General features: G+C 28.0%; 20 protein-coding genes. 6 read left to right on the plus strand and 14 right to left on the minus strand.

Going from position 1 to position 20,239, the window contains the following annotated elements:
* The first annotated feature begins 41 nt into the window (after positions 1-41).
* Positions 42-182, plus strand: a complete 141-nt coding sequence (locus tag VBN07_RS00775) for a hypothetical protein (protein ID WP_323177427.1) — start codon at positions 42-44, stop codon at positions 180-182.
* A 151-nt stretch (positions 183-333) separates the two neighbouring features.
* On the opposite strand, the gene VBN07_RS00780 is transcribed toward VBN07_RS00775, so the two are convergent.
* From VBN07_RS00780 to trpS, 3 genes are read right to left on the minus strand one after another with little or no spacing between them, the layout of a single operon-like run.
* Positions 334-891, minus strand: a complete 558-nt coding sequence (locus tag VBN07_RS00780; RefSeq protein ID WP_323177428.1) for a hypothetical protein — start codon at positions 889-891, stop codon at positions 334-336.
* Positions 884-2,629, minus strand: coding sequence for a threonine--tRNA ligase (gene thrS / locus VBN07_RS00785; protein ID WP_323177429.1), 1,746 nt, complete (start codon positions 2,627-2,629; stop codon positions 884-886). The genes VBN07_RS00780 and thrS overlap by 8 nt, the downstream gene beginning before the upstream one ends.
* 13 nt (positions 2,630-2,642) lie before the next feature.
* The gene (gene trpS, locus VBN07_RS00790) at positions 2,643-3,665 is read right to left on the minus strand and encodes a tryptophan--tRNA ligase (protein ID WP_323177430.1); all 1,023 of its coding nucleotides are present in this window, start codon (positions 3,663-3,665) and stop codon (positions 2,643-2,645) included.
* Between the two features lie 375 nt (positions 3,666-4,040).
* Between trpS and rpsD the strand changes: the two genes are divergently transcribed.
* The 3 genes from rpsD to VBN07_RS00805 all read left to right on the plus strand — a co-directional run bounded on the left by rpsD (position 4,041) and on the right by VBN07_RS00805 (position 6,052).
* Positions 4,041-4,640: a 30S ribosomal protein S4 gene (rpsD, locus tag VBN07_RS00795; protein WP_257088713.1), complete on the plus strand. Its 600-nt coding sequence runs from the start codon at positions 4,041-4,043 to the stop codon at positions 4,638-4,640.
* 27 nt (positions 4,641-4,667) lie between these two features.
* Positions 4,668-4,880, plus strand: coding sequence for a 50S ribosomal protein L31 (gene rpmE, locus VBN07_RS00800; protein ID WP_323177431.1), 213 nt, complete (start codon positions 4,668-4,670; stop codon positions 4,878-4,880).
* 179 nt (positions 4,881-5,059) lie between these two features.
* On the plus strand, positions 5,060-6,052 hold the full coding sequence (locus VBN07_RS00805; protein WP_323177432.1) for a YwaF family protein: 993 nt from the start codon (positions 5,060-5,062) through the stop codon (positions 6,050-6,052).
* Between the two features lie 82 nt (positions 6,053-6,134).
* Here the strand turns inward: VBN07_RS00805 and VBN07_RS00810 are convergent, their stop codons facing one another.
* From VBN07_RS00810 to VBN07_RS00860, 11 genes are all read right to left on the minus strand, one after another.
* Complete coding sequence (locus VBN07_RS00810) at positions 6,135-8,183, minus strand: hypothetical protein (RefSeq protein WP_323177433.1); 2,049 nt, start codon at positions 8,181-8,183, stop codon at positions 6,135-6,137.
* A gap of 2 nt (positions 8,184-8,185) precedes the next feature.
* Positions 8,186-8,965: an ABC transporter permease gene (locus tag VBN07_RS00815; RefSeq protein ID WP_323177434.1), complete on the minus strand. Its 780-nt coding sequence runs from the start codon at positions 8,963-8,965 to the stop codon at positions 8,186-8,188.
* Positions 8,958-9,797, minus strand: a complete 840-nt coding sequence (locus VBN07_RS00820; RefSeq protein ID WP_323177435.1) for an ABC transporter permease — start codon at positions 9,795-9,797, stop codon at positions 8,958-8,960. The genes VBN07_RS00815 and VBN07_RS00820 overlap by 8 nt, the downstream gene beginning before the upstream one ends.
* The gene (locus VBN07_RS00825) at positions 9,781-11,166 is read right to left on the minus strand and encodes an ABC transporter ATP-binding protein (RefSeq protein ID WP_323176582.1); all 1,386 of its coding nucleotides are present in this window, start codon (positions 11,164-11,166) and stop codon (positions 9,781-9,783) included. Before VBN07_RS00825 ends, VBN07_RS00820 begins: the two co-directional genes overlap by 17 nt.
* A gap of 37 nt (positions 11,167-11,203) precedes the next feature.
* The gene (locus VBN07_RS00830; protein ID WP_323177436.1) at positions 11,204-11,347 is read right to left on the minus strand and encodes a hypothetical protein; all 144 of its coding nucleotides are present in this window, start codon (positions 11,345-11,347) and stop codon (positions 11,204-11,206) included.
* Between the two features lie 180 nt (positions 11,348-11,527).
* Entirely contained in the window at positions 11,528-12,397 is an 870-nt protein-coding gene (locus VBN07_RS00835) for a hypothetical protein (protein WP_323177437.1), read from the minus strand.
* 8 nt (positions 12,398-12,405) lie between these two features.
* Positions 12,406-13,281 carry an aromatic motif membrane protein gene (locus VBN07_RS00840; RefSeq protein WP_323177438.1) on the minus strand — a complete coding sequence of 292 codons (876 nt, stop codon included), beginning with the start codon at positions 13,279-13,281 and terminating at the stop codon, positions 12,406-12,408.
* Complete coding sequence (locus tag VBN07_RS00845) at positions 13,271-14,266, minus strand: aromatic motif membrane protein (protein WP_323177439.1); 996 nt, start codon at positions 14,264-14,266, stop codon at positions 13,271-13,273. The genes VBN07_RS00840 and VBN07_RS00845 overlap by 11 nt, the downstream gene beginning before the upstream one ends.
* Complete coding sequence (locus VBN07_RS00850) at positions 14,259-15,212, minus strand: aromatic motif membrane protein (RefSeq protein ID WP_323177440.1); 954 nt, start codon at positions 15,210-15,212, stop codon at positions 14,259-14,261. Before VBN07_RS00850 ends, VBN07_RS00845 begins: the two co-directional genes overlap by 8 nt.
* On the minus strand, positions 15,190-15,903 hold the full coding sequence (locus VBN07_RS00855; protein ID WP_323177441.1) for an ABC transporter ATP-binding protein: 714 nt from the start codon (positions 15,901-15,903) through the stop codon (positions 15,190-15,192). Before VBN07_RS00855 ends, VBN07_RS00850 begins: the two co-directional genes overlap by 23 nt.
* Entirely contained in the window at positions 15,903-17,705 is a 1,803-nt protein-coding gene (locus VBN07_RS00860) for an ABC transporter permease (protein WP_323177442.1), read from the minus strand. The genes VBN07_RS00855 and VBN07_RS00860 overlap by 1 nt, the downstream gene beginning before the upstream one ends.
* 129 nt (positions 17,706-17,834) lie before the next feature.
* On the opposite strand from VBN07_RS00860, the gene VBN07_RS00865 reads away from it, so the two are divergent.
* The gene (locus VBN07_RS00865; RefSeq protein WP_323176589.1) at positions 17,835-19,595 is read left to right on the plus strand and encodes a GIY-YIG nuclease family protein; all 1,761 of its coding nucleotides are present in this window, start codon (positions 17,835-17,837) and stop codon (positions 19,593-19,595) included.
* A gap of 128 nt (positions 19,596-19,723) precedes the next feature.
* Positions 19,724-20,101, plus strand: a complete 378-nt coding sequence (locus tag VBN07_RS00870) for a hypothetical protein (RefSeq protein WP_323177443.1) — start codon at positions 19,724-19,726, stop codon at positions 20,099-20,101.
* The last annotated feature ends 138 nt before the right edge of the window (positions 20,102-20,239 follow it).

A 20,239-nucleotide genomic window follows, 5' to 3' on the forward strand; every position in this document is an offset into this window, starting at 1 on the left:
GTGCTCAAAACAAAAAACAGATCTCTGTTGAAACTAATCTTATGAATGAAGTTGCAACTAAAATTAGTGCTGAAAGAAAAAATGTGAAGGGTAGAGCTGCGTGAGCTTCCTTAGGAGCTATATTAACATTAATTTTGGTAGGAATTCTTCTTGGTATTCTAAAAGTGGCTGGATTAATGTAACTAGGTTGATAAAAGTAAGATAGAAAATCTAAAAAAACTGTTTTTCTACCTTATTTCAGCTCAATATGGCTGGTGGATTTGTTTTTATGAAAAGTATATTAAAAATTCCTATCACTGCTGAAGCGATAGGAATTTTTAATAATTATTAATTTTAGTTTTTTGATTCTTGTTCTAAAACTGATTTTTGTTTCTTGAAACGACCTAAGAATTTTTGGATTTTTGGTCTCACGTAACTTACAAATTTTGGTGTAATAAAGTATAAACATAAAGCGTATAAGATTACACAAACACCAAATACGACAGTTACATCATAAGGGAATAATAGTCATTGTGGTTGTCAACTAGCTTCAGCTTTCGCTTTTCCTTCGTTAACATTAATCATTCTAGGAACTCAAAATAGTGTGATTATAATTCCAATAATGAATACATAGTTAACAAGTCTTCAAACACTCATTTTTTCTTTTAAAACAACAAAGAAACCAAATAATAAAACTAAAATTGGAAAGAAAATTGATGCTAATATACGTGCATAAAGAGGTACATTATAAACAGAATTTGGAACGATTCTATCTCAAGGGATGATGTTTCCACTTGTTAAAATCATTGCAGCTGCTAAAACTCAAAATATTACTAAAAATGATATGTATCAACCGTTAATTGGTTTTCTAACTTTCTTTTCGTTTTTGTTTTCTTGTTTTTTATTATTCACGAGAATCTCTCAATCTCATCATTTTTAGGACAAATTCTGCAACAGGCATTGTTGTTGTTTCTTGTTTACCATATTCACGGTATGAAACAGTTTCATTTAATCTTTCAGCTTCTCCAACAATGATTTGGAATTTAGATTTTGACATTTGTGCTTCACGCACTTTTTTACCTAAACGTTCTTCACGGTCGTCTAATTTAGATCTAAAGTCTGCATTGAATAATAAATGGTTGATGTCTGATGCGTATTTCACATCTTCTGGATTATTTGTAGCAGGAATAACTGTGAATTGTTTTGGTGCTAATCAGAATGGAAGCACACCTTTTGTTTGTTCTAAAAGAATTGAAACAAAACGTTCATATGTTCCGATAAGACCTCTGTGGATCATAACTGGACGTTCTTCTTGATTGTCTTTATTTGTGTATGTAATATCAAATCTTTCAGGTAATAAGAAGTCAAGTTGTAATGTAGAAACTGTGATTTCGTGTCCTAAAGCTGTAAAGATTTGAATATCCATTTTAGGTCCATAGAAAGCAGCTTCTCCGATTTTTTCTTCGTATTTAACACCTAATTCATTAAGCACTTTTCTAAGTTCATTTTCAGCTTCATTTCACATCTTGTCATCTGAATAGTACTTGTCTGTGTTTTCAGGATCTCTTAAACTTAAAGAAACATAACTAATTTGAATTTTAAAGATTTCTAATGTTTCTTTAATTAATTGATACATTGATTTGAATTCTTGAGCAATTTGATCTTTTCTAACAAATAAGTGCCCTTCTGTTAAAAGCATTCCTCTAACACGTTCAAGACCTGTAAGAGCACCTGATTTTTCATATCTGTAAAGTTGTGATTGTTCTGAATATCTAATAGGTAAGTCACGGTATGAATGTTTTTCTGTGTTGTAGCAAATAATGTGGTGAGGACAAGTCATTGGACGTGCAATTAACCTTTCATTTTCAAGCACAACTGGTTTAAACATATCATCTTTGTAGTGAGCTAAGTGTCCTGAAATTTTGTAAAGTTCTTCTTCACCAAAGTGTGGCGTTAAAACTTCTGTGAAACCGTATTTTCTGTCCATTTTAAGAACAAGGTTTCTAATTTCATTGTGAATGTACATTCCATCTTCTAATCAGAATGGCAATCCTTGACCACCTAATTTGTTGAATGTGAATAATTTCATTTCTTTACCAATTTTACGGTGGTCTCTTTCTTTTCTATCTTTGAGGATTTCTAAGTATTCTTCAAGTTCTGCCGCTGTATCTCAAGATGTTCCATAAATTCTTGTTAATTGGATGTTATCTGAATTTCCTCTTCAGTATGCACCAGCTAAGTTAAGTAATTTAAAGTGTTTAATGTGTTTTGTATCTTCGACATGTCCACCAGCACATAAATCAACAAAGATTGTTTCATTACTTAAAGGATCTACAAGAGCATAGAATGTAACTTCTTTGCCTGCCGCTACTAATTCGTCATAAAGTTCTTTTTTGTAAGGTTTACCTTCAAATGAATATTCATCAATTGAAACTTGCTTCATAACTAAATTTCTTGAAGCAAGTTTTTTCATAAACTTTTCAATTTTAGGTAATTCTGTTTCTGAAAGTGGTTCAGCAAATTCAAAGTCATAGTAAAAACCTTCTTCAGTAGCTGGACCAAATCCTAATTTAACATTTGGATAAAGTTTTTCAACGGCTGCACCAAGTAAGTGACTTGTTGTATGGTTAAGTTTTTTATTAGCTTTCATATTAATTTACCTCTTATTTATCATTTTTAGGTTTTGTCAATGAGGAATAGAGTCCCATTTTTTTCATTAACTTGTTTAAATTATAATCTGCGATTTTAGAAGCTCTAATTGCACCTTCATCAGTTATTTTGTCAACTTCTTTTAAAGCTGTATTGTATTTTGATTGAATATCAATTAAAAGATTTTTAACTGATGTAGCAACTGCTTCTTTAAATTCTTTATAGTTTTTATCTTTAAATAATTCTTCTGCTTGTTCAAGTGTTATGTTGTTTAATGAAGCATAGATATTAAGTAAGTTTAAGATACCAGGTTTATCATTTGAAATATATACTTTACCTTCTGAGTCAGTAACTGCTTTCATAATCTTGTTGTAAGCTTGTTGTGGGTCTTCAAGTAAGTAAATGGTTGATTTGGTACCGTGTTCACTTTTTGACATTTTAGCAGTAGGATCAGTAAGTGATTTAATTCTTGCTCCAACTTTAGGAACAACTCCGTTAGGAATTGTGAAGTTAGCATTGTATTTTGAATTAAATCTTTCAGCAATGTTTCTGGTTAATTCAAGGTGCTGAGTTTGATCTTCTCCAATAGGAACCACATCAGGGTTGTATAAAAGAATATCAGCAGCCATTAATACTGGATACATTAAAAGACCAGTAGGTATTTTAGAAGTCCCGTTAGCTTGTTTGATTTGTTGTGACTTATCTTTGAATTGGGTCATTCTTTGCAATTCACCAATTGTCGTTTCCGATGTGCAAAGTCAATTCATCATTCCGTGTGCACTAACTTGTGATTGATAGAAAATTGTTACATTTTCTGGATTAAGTCCACAAGCTAAATAAAGTGCAACAATGGTTTTTCTTGCTTTTTTAAGTTCAGCTGGATCGACACTTCCAGTTGTAAGTGCGTGTAAGTCAGCTACAAAAATGTATGATTCATAATCATTTTGCATTTGCACAAAGTTTCTAATTGCACCAATGTAATTACCTAATGTTAAATCACCAGTTGGTTTTATTCCACTTAATAATTTTTGTTTCATAACACTCCTTAACTAATTAATAAAGTTATTTATTAATTATATTGTTTTTTAAATAATGTATATTCATTTTGTTTATTGATTTTACAAATGCAAATAGCTGAATTAAACGAACAAAATTAATTAATAAATTAAGCAAAAAGAAGCGATCTAAAAAATCTTTTTAAATAGGTTATATAGAGCTAAATAATAATTCATTATTTATAAAATAATGATAGAATAAATAAGCATAAAACAGCAGTTTATTATGACTTTTAAATAAATTTAACATGACTATAACATTGCAAGTAGATTAGCTGATTTAATCCAAAGCATTAAGTTAAATTTAACTAGTTAGAAATAAACCCTCTAAGTTATGCAGAAAGAGGTAAAAATACTATGTCAAGATACACAGGACCTGTATTTAAAAAGTCACGTCGTTTAGGATTCTCTATCTTAGAATCAGGTAAAGAATTCGCTAAAGGTAAAAAGAGAACTTATGCTCCAGGACAACACGGAAACAAACGTGTTAAATTATCTGAATACGGATTACACTTATACGAAAAACAAAAAGTTAAACACTTATTTGGTTTAAATGAAAAACAATTAAGAAGAGTTTTTGAAAAAGCTGTTAAAGCTAAAGGGATTACAGGGACAAACTTACTTCAATTATTAGAAGTTCGTTTAGACAACTTAGTTTATAGAGCAGGATTTGCTACAACAAGAAGACAAGCTCGTCAACTTGTTAACCACGGACACTTTGTTGTTGATGGTAAAAAAGCAAACATTCCTTCTATGTCAATCTCATTAGGCTCAGAAATTACTCTTAAAGAAAAATCAAGAGACAACAAACAAATTCTTGAAGCTATGGAACAAAAAGCTGCTTCAGCTTGAATGACAAGAAAAGACTTTTCAGTTAAATTAGACCGTTTACCAGAACGTAACGAAATTCACCCAGAAATCAAGGATGCTTTAATCGTTGAGTTCTACTCAAAATAGTAATTAGGAATATTAGGAGTTTTATTTATGAAAAAAGATATTCACTTACCATACCACGAAGTAAACGTTACTTGTTCAACTTGCCACAAAGTGTTCCAATTCAAATCAGTTAAACCAAACTTTACAGTAGACGTATGTTCAGGATGCCACCCAGTTTACACAGGGTCAAGAGCACAAGTTAAAGCGACAGGTAGAATCGACAGATTCAACAAAAGACTTGAAAAAATGAACGGTAAATAATTATTGTTTCATTTATACATCTAACTCAAATTACTTTATGTAGTTTGGGTTTTCTTTTTGACCTAGGAACAAGGTAATTTAGTTTATTTAATAAATTAAATAACTTAATAATAAAATTTCACTTTTATATATAAAGAATTATAATTATTAGATATTTTTTAAACCCTTAAAGGAGCATTATGAACTTTGAAGAAAAATATTTTTTCTTAAAACCTGGTTTCTGATCTTGAACCGGTGGTGGTGAAATATCAGAGACAATGCTAGCTCAAACTAATTTAGGTCTTAGATTATCTTGAGTTATTGCTATGTTGATTATTTTTGTTATTTGAATCTTCAAAAGACAAATACACGCAGCAATTAAGCGTAAAAATGTGTCTGCAAAAACTCAAGAAATATTAATTAGAACTGCAGGAGCACTAACACTTACATTTATCGCTGCTAGAGCTATTGTGTTTGGAGTTACACAATATCCAGGTAAATGAGAAACTATACCACTTCATATGTGTAGAATTTTAGGAATTTCAATTGGTATTGTGCTTTTATTAAATAAACCACAATGAATGAAATATTTAATTTCACTTAGTTTCCTTGGCGCAACTATTGCCCTTATATTACCTGATGTTAAGATAACTTACACACCTGATGAAACATTTACAGCATTTGGTAAATTCTATGAAAAAGGTAAAGAATACGAGTTCCATATTTACTACGATAACTACATATTCTATGATTTAATGGCGCTTCACGTATTTATGTTGCTTTCTACATTTATTGTTTCTATTGTGTATCCATATTCAATGAGAAACAAAGATATCTTAACAACACTTTCATTATTCGGATTTCTTGTTGTAGCTTGCTTCTTCTTAAACTGAACACTTGATGACTTAGCACCAAGTGCTTGAAAGAGCAATTACATTTACGTAGGAAAAGACAAATATAATCCATTCTCAAGTTTAATTGGTCCATTAATGAAATGACCATTTAATGTGTTTACATTAATTGCATTAGGAACGCTTTACTTATATGCATGTGCCGGTATCTTTATTCTTCAAGATAAAATTATTTTTAACTTTGGAAAAGGTAAGAAATTCTTATCATTTGGTAAGTCTTCAAAACAATTCTTAAAACCTAGATTCAATGTTAAAAAGTATGATAATTTATATGTATTTTAATTAGAAAATTAAGCAATCAAATTTGGTTGCTTTTTTCTTTTACTATGGTGTGCAAGCTGTAAAAAAAGAGTAGTCATTGTGACTACCCTTTAGTTTTTTCATTGTAATATGTGCTTGTGCTTGATGAAAGTTCATCATTAATTGGTTGAAGTGTTTTGTGAATTGTTGAACTATTATTGATTTCATAAATATCAATTACGTTAGCATCAATTCCATCTTCAGCTGAAGCAAAGTAGTTTCTAAGCACTAATTCATAATCAACTGCTTGTGAAGGAACATAGTTAATGTAATTGAAATTTGTTAAGTTTTTGTATGCGCTAATAACATCTTCATTACTTAAATCAAGGTATGAAATTACTTTTGCAATGTAAGACTTAATAAAGTCTGCTAATTTTTCAATTGTAATTTCTGCATTTTCATCATTTTGTTCTTTAAATGTTTTTTCATTTTCAAAAACTAATGCAAATAAGACTTTAATTTCATCATCTGCATTTTCAGGTAATGAAAGTGCTGAAGCTTCTTCATCTGCTTCTGGATATGTAAAGTTCTTAATATCAGTTGCAACTTGTGTAAAGAAGTTGTTTAAGTTTTCTGTTTTGCTAAAGTAATCTTTAAGTCTGTAAGGATAGATGTTAATTCTATCGTTTAGATCAACATCTTCTTCACGTTCACGATGTAAGAATTTGTTGTGTTCTGCATTTAATTCAAGATACTTATCTAAGTATTCTTTGTTAGCAGGAAGTGATAAATCAAGTAAGTCAGCATATTTGATAATTACGTTATTTAATTTGTCTTGATTTTCGTTTTCGTCTATGAGACCTAGCTCAACGAATTTCTCAGTAGCTAATTCTTTAAATGCACTTGGTGAATCTTCTGTACCTGTTTGAAGGACTTTTCATCTTTGTGCAACAGCGTGTTCAATGAATAATTGTTTTTTAAGACCGAATTCTTGTTTTGCATATTTTTTGTCAATTTGGTCGAATTGTTCTGCTAATTCTGGTAAGTTATCTAAGAATCCATCTCTAATTGTTTCTAAGTAGAGTTTGTTTGATTCTTCTGTGTTAATTTTAGATAAGATAAGTCCATCGACTAATAAAATGTTTTCTTTAGGTTTAATAACTCTAATTTTGCCATCTTCGACTTTACCTGGAAAGTTATCTTCTCCATAGTATGCATCAATAGCATCACCATTGTACATAATAGCTGCATTGATATCATTTTTAGGGTTAATTAAGTTATTTAATAATTCAAGTCCATCTCCTTGGAATGAGATGTTTTTGTGTCCGATTGGGAAACCTGTTCCATCTTTAATAAGCGAAACAAATGAATCAATTAGACCTTTGTATGTTTCTTTTGTAACTGTACCAGTGAACTGATCAGCACTGTGAGTTCCATCTGCATTTGTTCAATAAGATGAACCATATAATAAGTTATCTCTGACTGCGTCAGTGATGATTCAAGAATCAAATCCATTATCAGCAACTATTTTAAGCGAGTTGATAATAGAATTTGTTTCATATCCATTATTAAATTTATCAGCGTATAAATCAAGATTAATTGCATCGTCTTCAGTTTTCTTTTCAGGTGCAATTGGTTTTTTCTTAATGTTGTAAGCAATTACCATATCTTGAGAAAAGTAAGGGAAAAAGTATTCTCAAAGTTCAGGGTAATTACCTTTTTCGTCTTTAAGCTCTTCACCATTAAATTTAGTCTTTAATTGTTCGTTGTAATTTTCAAGATGCTCTCAAACTTCTGATTTGATAATGTTTTTAAGATATTGTTTTGTTTTTTCTCTGTCGTTTTTAAGTTCAGGTTTGTTAAGTAAAATTGAATAATCAATTTTTTGTAAGCATTCTTTTTTAATAAGTGATGCAGCTAAGAAATCTCCACTGATTCCTGCAGCTGCTTTGTGGTTGATTAATGCATTATTAAACTCATTAACTTCATTAAATTCAGCATAACTGAATACATCTCTTAACTTCTCTTTATTATCATTTGACATATATGATCTAAAGTTGTAAAAAGGTGGTTTATAACGGTTAATTGCTTTTGAAACAATTAAACCAGTTCCTACTGCTGCGATTGTTAAAATCCCGGCACTAATTAATGATGTTTTAATAATTTTCTTCATTATTATTTCTTACCTTTCTTAACTGCAACGTAAATAATGTTTCCGATAATAGTTAATACAAGGATAATAGCACCAAAAATAAGTCCTCAAGGCTCAAATGAACCTGCGTATAAATCAGTTCCAACTGTTTGCATATTAGACACTGTTCTAGTGATGATAAAATCATCAAATGAAAGAACAGAAGCTACTATTACAGACATAATAATTGAAGGGATCATATAAACAAAGTAAGTTTTGAATCAAGATCTTAATTTTGAGTATCCTAAATCTTGACTTGCTTCGTAAAGGTTGTTGTTGAATTTTTCACTTCTTGGTAACATAAGTGAAATTGCATATGGAAGAGTCATGATTGTGTGAGCTACTACAACACGTCCAAATCCTTCGCTATCTGTTTGAATAACTCCAAAGAAGATACCGAAGACAAGAACAAGCCCAATAGCTGTAATGTTGTCTGGGTTAATAAGAGGAATGTTAATTGTAGAGCTTACGTATGATCTAACAATCTTGTTCTTCTGTCTGTATAGTGCATATACAGTTACAAGTGAAATTGTACATACTAAAAAGCTTACAATAAGCGCTAAAAGTAAACTGTTTACAAGTGACATTGCTCTGTTGTTGTCAAATAAATGAAACCAGTTTTCAAATGTCCCTTTAGTTCAAGTTGGGTTGAATTGACCTTTTGGTGTTGGTTGGTTAAATGAGTAAATAACTCCAAATAAAAGTGGTATATAAACGATTGCTAAAATGATGTAAATATAAGATCTTTTTAAGAATTTACTCATAGTGCGCTCCTTTTTTAAGTCTGAAAATTATTTTAGGAGTTAATAAAATAATTCCATAAATACTTAAGAAAATAGCAGATACCACGATAACTAAAACAGAAACTGCTGCTAAGTCAAATTTATTTCCTGGGTTTGCTCTTGAGTTGATAATATCTCCAACTGTTTGATATTGTGAACCATCTGGCAGAAGTTTTGCTGAGATAACAAAGGTTGTAGCAGACGCAAGGAACACCATACCAAAACCACTTAAGATAGCTCTAATACCATATGGAATGATAACTTTGAAAATTGTTTGAGTTTGATTGTAACCTAAGTCGTGACTTGCTTCAATGATATTTTTTGGCATATCTTTAAAAACTGTGTATAAAGGCATAATCATTAAAGGTAAGTTAAGGTACATAAGCCCAAATACCATAAATGCTTCATTGTTTAAACTTTTTGTGTTGTGTGCCATAATCCCTAAGAATAAGGCTTTAATTGAATAAATTCTAGCAATTGTGAAAATTGCAAGTGGTGAAATTATTAAACTAAGTGCACAAATTTTAAAAATCTTAGATTTAGATGTTGAAACAAAGTAAGCATATGGGAATCCAATGATTAAGCATAACATTGATGCTGCTAATCCGATTCATAATGAACGTCCCATAATTTTTCAAGTACTTGATGACTTGATTAAAACTCAGTTATCAAAACTTTCGTTTGGAATAAGTGCATAAAGCACAATTAAAATAATTGGAAGAATAATAAGTAAGAGCGCAATTAGGAAATAAGGTCAAACTAGATGTGTTTTTTTATCAAAAGTGAAGTTGAATTTATTAGTTTTGGAATTCATTATTTGAATAATCTCACTTAGCGTCTTTACGCATTAAATGGACTGAGTCAATTGTTCAACTTAAGTAAACTTTTTCACCTAGTTCAAATTTCTTAGATGTTTCTACATAAATAACTGTTTGTTCATCGATTTCAACTTTAATGTAGTAGTAGCTTCCTCTGTAAGAAATGTCAGAAATGTGTCCTGATAATTTGTTTGAAGTTTTAGATGGTTCTGAGTAAATGTCAATATCTTCTGGTCTAATAAGTGCATCAAGTACTTCACCTGGTTCAAATTCATCTGCTTCGTGAATTGTTTTGAACTCTTTGTTTAATATCTTAATTTTGCCTTGTTTTGTGAATTTAGCATCAAAGATGTTTGAATCACCGATAAATTTAGCAACTCAGATGTTAACTGGATAGTCGTATATGTTTTTAGGTGTGTCATATTGTTCAATAACACCATCACGCATAACAGCAACTCTATCTGAAAGTTCAAGAGCTTCGTCTTGGTCGTGAGTAACAAAAATAAATGTAAGACCTAATTCTTGTTGAATACTTCTTAATAACACTTGCATTTTTTGTCTAATTTTTGCATCAAGTGCACTAAGTGGTTCATCTAAAAGTAAGATTTCAGGTTCAATAACAAGTGAACGAGCCAATGCAACACGTTGTTTCATACCACCTGAAAGTTCAGAAATAGCTTTATCAGCATTTCCTGTAAGACCTACAAGATCGATGATTTTGTTAATTTTTTCATCCATTTCTTGTCTTGTCATTCTACGTTTGAAGTGTAGGTTTTGGAATGCTTCAACTTTTAATGCTGTGTAACTTTCTCAATATGAATAAACGAAGTCTGAGTTATCAAGTCATTTTTGAATTTTCTTGTATTGGTATGTTCCTTCTTTTAAGTTTTCAAGTTGTTCTTCATATTTTTCTTGTAACTTGTCAAGTTGTTCCATTTTTTTATGACTTAAAGCATCTCATTTTTTAGTTAATTCTTCAAGAAGTTTTACTTTCTTTTGGTCGATAACTTCTTTAGGAATTCTTTTAAGTTTAAGACCATATGCAATGTTTCCATAAACGTTTAAGTGTGGAAAAAGTGCATAATCTTGGAAGATTGTTGAAACATTTCTTTTGTGTGGTTCAAGATCTTTAATGTCTAAACCATTGAATTTAATTTCACCACGTGTAGTTCACTCAAAACCACCTATTAATCTTAAAATAGTAGTTTTTCCTGAACCTGATGGACCTAATAAAGTAACAAATTCACCTGGTTGAATTTGTAAATTAATACTATGTAAAACTGTTTTATTTTGAAATTCTTTAACAACGTCAATTAATTCAATAATTGGTTGCTTATCTTTTTTTCTTTTAACTTTAATAGCCATTATTTTTAATCTCCTTTCCTTAATATAGTTTTAATAGCTATTTTAAAAGGGAGACTGTATCAAATAAGTTTTCAATGTATTCTTCACGTAAGTATTTTTTAGTTGAATAATCAATATCATTGAATACTTTTAATACATTTGATATAGGTAGAATTTGAATTAAAAGCGACTTACTTTTCATAAATGCTATTTTACTAAATTGATTAATTTTGTCCTTAGTTTTTTTAACTTTTTTGAGTCAAATTTTGAGTGATTTTTTTCTATAAGACCATAAAAAATAAGTGTGTTGCAATGGTGATAATTTGATTGAATTTTTAACTTTAAATTTAAAACAAAAACCACCTTATGGTGGTCGTGTTTATTAGAAAATAATATTTCTTTGAGGAAATTTAAGTTCTCTTTGTGTTGTGTTTTCAAAAGTTTTAAGAATTTGGGTTGCTCTATCTAGTTCTAATTCTTCTAAATTTATATTGTATAGTTCTTCAATTTGTTGTGCATCAATTTGACCTAAAGTTGATTTAAACGCAAAGCAAATTGGATCCATAATAATTTGTGAAACACCACTTTCTTCTTTTACATAAAACTTATAGACAATGTTTGAAAATGCAACATAAAATTCATAGTAACCTGGTTTAATATTTGATTCAGTTACATTTGAAAAACTTGTTGGCGACATATCTCCGACTGGTTTGATTTCATTTGTCATATACGTATAGTGTGTATGTCCTGAAGTTGCATTAACTTCTGAGAAACTATTAACTTGATTAATTGAATAGTGTAAATACTCATCTGAATGTCTTGGTTTTGAATCATCTTCAAAGTTAAATGATAATAAACCGTAATCATAAAACACAGTGTTAAAGTAATAAATGTATTGCAAGAAGATGTAAATGTTTTCAGATAGCAATTGTGACATTTGTTCTAATGAAGCAGCAAATTCAGGTTTTTGCACACCTTCGTTTTCCTTTTTAAGTTTTAAAACTGTGTCTTTAAGTGTTGCTAATTTGCTTCTTAACTTAGTTAAATCTTCATTTGTGAAGTTATCTAATTTTTCTTTGTATTTAGGATCTAATGTAATGTTTTGTTCTTTTAAAAATTCATCAAATTTAGTTACTACGTAAGGTTTATCTATTTTGTATTGATTGCCACCTGTTAAATCAATGCAAGCTACAGAAGCAATTGGTAATGCCGAGAAACTAAGCAAAGAAAGTGAAAATAATAATTTTTTCATAATGAATGTTAATTAACATCAACAAATGTATATGTTAATTTTACCCCTCCATAATTGTCTATAAATAAAATTTCATTGGTGTTACCTTTGTTAGAGTTATCTACACCGAATGGAGCAAATAACTGCACATATTTGTTTAAATCGAAAATGTCTAATATATAGTCATTATTGATAATATTTGGAAATGTTTTTACATATCCGTGTAATTTAGGTTTGAGTAATTCAGGATTTTCTCAATCCTTTTCAATTCCAATTTCTAAGATAAATCCATTTTTAGATAACAAGTAATATAAATCATCAAGTGTTTCATCACTGTTTTTTGCATAAACATAATCAATGAATTGATTTGAACTTATTTTTGCATAGTTTGAATAAATTTTTTCAGGATCATTAGATGCGACATCTAAGTTTTCATTATCTAATAATGTTGATTTAATTAAATCAAATTGAGTAATTGTGAATAGTGCATATAGTCAATTTGTTGATAATAATTGATCTATTTGAGCAGTTGATTGTTTTACTATAAATGGTTTTATTCTTGAGAATGTTCCTCAATCAAATTCTCCTTGAATAAATGATTGAGTCATGTTATTCCCAAATACAAATGCATTTTTAATTTGCTGTTTGTAATCAGGATTGCTTAGTAATTCAAATTGTGAGTCAATGTAAGCTTGTTTTTGGGTTTCGTCTTTATATACGATGTTAAGTAAGTTTCAAATTGAATCTTGTTTAATAAAGTTATTTCATTCAAGTTTTAAAGCGTTTTCTTTTTCGCTAGTTTCATCTGTTTTTGATACTGTGCTAGGTGTAAAAGATAAAGTTGCTAAAGGTAAACTTAATGGTCATATCATTAAAATCTTTTTAAATAATTTACTAATTTTCATTAGTCCCCTTTCATAAGAAGAAAACATTAGCAGGTTCTCCATAACTTAGATCTTTAACCATGCTTTTTTCAAATTGAACTAATCCTGTTTCGTATCCGTGAATAAATCTTGAGTGAACAATATTAGAAATTAAGTTAAGTGATATTTTGTTATTTTTTAAATCTCCAAAGTATCAGTTTAACGGTTCTAATTTTAAATTAGAAACAGGTTGCAAAATGTTGTTAATAGTAATTCTAAAAACTAGTTTATTTTTCTTTAAATAATAAACTCTAGCATCAGACATTTCGCCTGATTCATCACCTAATTTGATGTCATCAATGTATGTGTTTGGTACGTTGTAGTTTTTGTATTCGCTTTTTGTTTTTAATGATTGTTGGTATTCGTCTGATAGTGTATAACCATTTCCGATTGGATCTAATAATCAAGATACAAATGTGAAGTCAAATTTATCTAAATTATTTAAGATAAAGTATCAGTTTTCTGAAATAAAATCTGAGAAACTATTAGCGAATTTTTCTTTTTTAGCAGGCGTATTATGTTCTTTAATTTCATTAATTTTTGCTGTTAATTCAGTTATTTTGTTTTCTGCTTCTGTTCTTTCATCACCTGAAAAGTAGACTAAGAGATCTTGTAGTCTGCTTTTTTCAGCAAGAGAATCATTTAATTCATCAGATCTAAATTCTTGTTTGTAACTTGTTGTTATTTCTTTGAATTTTTGAATGATTGATGATGTGTCTTGTTCTTGATTGTATATAAACAAACTGCGTTCTCTTTGACTTTCTGGTTTGTAAACGTTGTTTAAAAGAGTTTCGATAATCTTTTTATGATTAACTTGCTGCAAGTTTTCAACTTTAGGGTTAATTTGTGTTGAGTTATCTATGTATGCTTCTAATTTATCTGAAGATGTGTAATTAGCACAAGAAATTGCAACTCCACTAATAAGAGGCAAACTAATTAAACTTAATATTTTTTTAATTTTAATCATTTTGCACTCCTACTAATGTGTATCTAATAATTTGTCAGTTATCTTGATTAATTTCTTCTAACGCTAAGTACAAGCTTTGAAAGTAATTGTATGAATTAAATAACATAATAAATTTAGCATAATCAAAGTTCTTATATATAAATGATAAATCTTCAACATTTATACTTTTACTGTATTCAATGTCATCATTTAATAGTTTATTGTGTGCAGCAACTAATTTGCTGTGCAAATTATCAATTGTTGCATCAATGTTATCTGTAGTGACAACTTTTAAGATTTCAGCAGATGCTTTTAAATGTGTTTTGTCTTCTTGCGAATATTTAAATACAGGTAGTATTAAATTTTCGTTTAGGACAACGTAAATCACGTCTAAACTTTGAAGAGTTGAGTTGCTATCTAACTGAATATTTTTAACAACATATTTGTTCAATTTGTAATTATGTAAATCAATATTTAACTTAATACCATCTTGTGTTGCTTTTGTGTATTTTGCTAATGTTAAATTCACACCAGCATCATTTTTTTTATCTTTGAAACTTGATGGATAAAAGTTTAAATAGTAATTGAATTTATTTAGATTACTTAAGTATCAAAATCAGTTATCTCTAAATAGCATTTCTAATGTTTTTGATGCTTTTAATGTATCTTGAATTTGAGTGTTGTTTTCTAAAATCGGATTGTTTAATATTTGCGCATATACCAATGATGATTGAATTTCTTTAATAAATTCATCTGGAATATTGTTTTGTGCATTTATATATAAATTCAAATCTCTTGAATTATTTATAAATTCAGAAGATCCTAATTTCTTTAGAAATGCTTGATGTGGTCTTTTTTCTTTTGAAACTTGTGGAGTAGTGTTTCCTGTTGTATTAGTACAAGAGAGTGCTATTGTTGGTAAGAACAATAAAGGTGCAAGAAGCTTAATTTTGAATAATCTTTTCATAATAGATATCTTCAAGACTTTTATGTTTTTGTCCTGTTGAAACTAATTTACCTTTATGAATAAGTGTGTATGAAGTTGCATACTTATCAATCTCACTTAAAATGTGAGAACTGATAATTATTGTCTTACCTTGTTTATTTAATTCAGATAATATTTCAAACAATTTAAATCTAGCTGTTGGGTCTAAGTTAGCAGCAGGTTCATCAAGAATGATTAAATCAGGGTCGTTTAATAATGCTTGAATTAATAAAACTTTTTTCTTTTGACCTGATGATAAGTTGTTAGGTTTGTTTTTCTTTAAATCAGAGATTTCAAACTTTTCTAAAAAGTTATTGATTTTGTCTTTTAATTGTTGTTTGTTTTTGTTTCCAAATAAAGAAACAATGTATAAATATTCAAATACATTTAATTCTTTAGGGAAAATTGCATTTTCAGGAACATAACCAAGTTTTGCTTTTGATTTAGGATCTGAGTTAATAATTCCATTAATGTAAATTTGTCCACTAAAGTTTGTGTATGAACCAATGATTGATTTGATTGTTGTTGTTTTCCCTGAACCATTTTCTCCAATAAATGCGTGGAAAGAACCTTTAGGTACTTCAAAACTTAAACCAAATACTCCTTTTTTCTCATTAGAGTTATGATTATAAATCTTTGTTAAATTTTGAACTTTAATACTTGTGTTATTCATTATTTATAATCCTTTCTAATATATAAAAGTGTATTTGCAGCTAATAGAGAAGCTCCTAAGATTATTCACATCACAACAAAGATTGATTTATTAACAACTTTTTTGTTTCTTTGAATTGAATAAATTTGATCTGTTGTAGCAAATAAATAGTTATTTGATTTTGTTAAATCGTATCTGATGACAATTTGGTCATTGATGATTTGTTGTTTTGGTACATATGTTTCAAATCCACCGATTTGATAATTGTAATCATCTAATCTAACTTTGAATTGAGATGGTGCATATGTATCTGTGTAGTCATCATTTACTAAAAGAGCATTTAAGTAAATTGAATCATTGTATGTAAAGTAAATGTAGTAAATAAGTGCTGAATATAAATAAATTTGTTTTTCAACTTTTGATTTAACTAATTTATTTTTAATAGCATTTTCATCAAGAACATTTGTGTTGTTATCAATTAAATTGTTTAATTCAGAGTCTTCATCATTTAAGTTTCTTTGAATATTGTTTAAGATGAAGTTTTTAATTGAAACCAAATCATTGTTTTTTACATATTCTTGTAATTCTTCTGAATTAAATAATTGAGCAAAGTATTTGTTTGTAAAACTATTAAATACATTTGATTTTAATATTTGCTGAATATTTTCTCATTTTAGTTTTCCGACTAAGTTTTCAGATGTAACAAAGTTGTATTTGTCTTCTGGGTAAATAATGTTAAAGTCCGAAGCGCCATCTCTTGCATAGATGATATCTGTGTTGATGATATTTGTAATAGATGATTGATTTTTAAGTGCACCAGGAACTATATATTGCTGCTTATCTGCACTTATTTGATACTTACGTAGGTTTGGTTGTTTCTCAAGAATATATGAATATACTTGAGAATCAGTATTCTTGTAATATAAGTAATCACTTAAATTATTAGTGTTCTGATTATTTAGTTTATTAAATATATCTTCATTATTAATGTTGAATATTTCTAACATTTGATAAGGAATTGCTAAATAAGAATAAATACTTCACGAAGTAGATGAGTTTTTTGAAATCTTGTATGCCTCTGATAAGTATGCATCTTGTTTTTGACTAAAACTCGTTGCATCGTATCCGTTAGGGATAATGTAGTAATTATCTTTATTGTTATCTAAATAAAAGTAATTAGTATTTGAATCATTACCTGATGGTTGATTAGGGTTTTTAGAATTTAAATAGTAAGCAAAGTTATTAGCTGTTGATGTTGAGTTTGATGAGATAAATCCTCCAGCTAAAAACATCGGAATACTGAATAACAGTGGGACTGTTATAGCAATCTTTGAATTAAGTTTATAGCTTATTAATGAAGCGATTGAACCAAAGAAGATAAATGCTAAAAATATTGTGATTAGCGTGATAAATACGAATGCTACAAAGTAACTAGCATCTAATCTTAAAGTTAATCCTAATATTAAATTAAATAAAGAACAAAATAATGCTCAATATAACCCCATTAATAAAAACATTAACAGTTTACTTATAAAAATAGTTTTTCTGGATATAGGTTTAGAAAATGTAATTATTTCTAAACCTTCTTCCTCTAAATCTTTATATAAGTTAATTGACTTTAATGAAGAAAAGAAGATAGTTATAAATAACAATCCAAAACTAGCACAATAAATAACTAGTGATTTGTTTTGTATATTCATAATTGAAATAATAATTGAAAGGACAATCATTATTGTCCCAACTAAAGCAGGTAAGATTCAACTGCTTTTTTTCTTTAAAATTACCTTATGTAGAAAGTAGATATAGTTTTTTATTTGTGTCATTACTTACTCCTTTTGTACTTTCATATTACTTTAATGTTATTAATAATTTGATAATATTATACATTAATAAATAACCTTATGGTTATATTCTTTATATTTTTTTAAAAATAAATAGGTAAAATATATCTTATGAACGATGATTTAAGAATAAGCAGAATAAAAGAGAAGATTAAAAAAACTCCACATAAGAGTGGAATTTACTTATGGAAAAATGAATTAGACCAAGTCATTTACATCGGTAAAGCTATTGATTTAAACAATAGATTAAATCAATATTTGAATAATTCAATTAACTCTTATAAGACATACAAGATGATTGATGAAATCTATGATTTTGATTTTGTTACATACAATACAGATCAAGAAGCTTTTTTAGCTGAAAAGAACTATATTGAAAAATATCAACCCAAATATAACATTAAGTTACTTGATGATAAGAGATATCCATATTTAAAATTAAATATAAATACTAAAGACCAATTAGAAATATACAAAAACTATGTATATTCTAAAACAACAGATACAACATTTTCATATGGCCCTTTTTCAAATCAACACGAGTTTAAACATTTGTTAAAGGTTTTAACTAGATTTTTTATGTATGAAAATGGATTACCAATTAAAAATCAAGCTTATTCTGTGTCAAAATACAAATTTGACAAAATCATTGAAATTTTAAAATTTCAAAATAATGACTTTTTAGATAAGTTAATTTCTTTAAGAGATAAAGCAAGTGAAAATTGAGATTTTGAACTTGCTAAAGAATATAATGATTCTTATCATTTGCTAAAAAGAATCAAAGATACGCAATTAGTTGAACTTCAAAACATCAAAAACATTGATGTGCATACATTCATTGTTAAAGATGAACACATATCTATACAAAGTTTATTTTATAGATATGGAGTGCAAACTGCACACAATAATGAAATCAATAAATTAAATAACTATTACATTGAGAATGTAATTGATTATGTATCTGATTATTTAGAAAGATACTATTCAGATAAAGATTATCCAGATCACATTATTCTGCAAAGTGAATATGAACAAATTCAACTTAATACAAAACTGAATAATAAAATCACCTTCCCTAAAAAAGGATTATTCTTAGAAATCTTGAATTTATCATTGTTAAATAACAATGAATATTTAAAGATTAATATTAATGATGCAATTTTAAAAGAAGAAATCAATATTAAAACTCAAAAAGAATTAGAAAATATTTTAAATGCTGAAAATAAAATTAAAAATATTTATTTGTTTGATAATTCACATTGATATTTAGAAAATCCAATAGGAGTTTCAGTTTGTTTTTCAAACGGTAAAAAAATTCATGAGAATTATAGATTTTTTAATCATGAAGAAGAATTTAAACAAATGAGCAAGCATTCTGATTTAGAACTTATGTATCTAACTGTTTTTAAATTTGTTAAAACATTTGCAAAACCTTTAAATATTGACGAAAATGATATTTTTATTGTCGATGGATCGTTTGAACAATTAAAAGAAGCAAAATATGCATTAAAAGAATTAGAATTTGAAAATATAAAAGTTTTTGGTCTTGTTAAAAATTCAAAACACAAAACTGAAAAATTGATTAATGATAAAAATCAAATAATTAATATTTCACAAGATGCTTTATTTTTGTTTACAAGAATGCAAAATGAAGTTGACAGGTATGCTAAAAGTAAAATGAAACATAAATATTTAAATAAATTCAGAGAATCAGATTTAAACTCAATACCAGGGATTGGTGATGCAACTGTCAAAAAACTTCTAGATTATTTTAAGACATTTGAAAATGTTAAAAATGCATCAATAGAAGAATTAAACAACGTTATTGATAAAAAGAAATCTAAAATTATTTTCGAAACATATTCAAAATAAAATATTTAACTTTTAAAATGGGTCACAAAATATGGATTGTTCATATTTCGTGACCCAGTTTACTTTTTTAATCTTTTTATAAAATTTTATAAATATTAAAATCTAATTGTATAGACAAAGGAGAGAAAATGAAACTATTACCGTCTAATATTTCAAGACATTTAGAAACAATGTTTGCAAATGATATTAACCAAATCATTGCTTTGATTAACAATTGGTGGTTAATTAATTACAACCAACCGTTTGGTTTAATTGAAATGGATGCCATTAGATTTGGTAATAGTATTAGTCTAAACAAAGAAACCACCGAAGAAAAATGATATAACGGATGTTTAATTAATTGAGGACTAAAAGCAATATTAAGATTAGTTTTTGATTTACAAACAACTAAACCCATTGCACTTGATAATGCTAACCGCATTCTTAATACTAACCTTTTTAGCACAACTTATTATCGCATTCTTGAAGAATTAAGGAGATTAAAAAGAAACAATTATGAAATATAAAGGTTATTCTGAACAATTAGTTTAAGTAATAATAGTTTTGTCTTTTTTATTTATGAATTAAATTCATTACAGTAATTGAGATTTATTAATTAACATTTTTATTTATAAATATTTATTAATTGTTATTAATTAATTAAA

Origin of the sequence: Mycoplasma sp. 4404, from assembly GCF_034863325.1 — a bacterium.
In the GTDB taxonomy this organism is placed as follows: domain Bacteria; phylum Bacillota_I; class Bacilli_A; order Mycoplasmatales; family Metamycoplasmataceae; genus Mycoplasmopsis.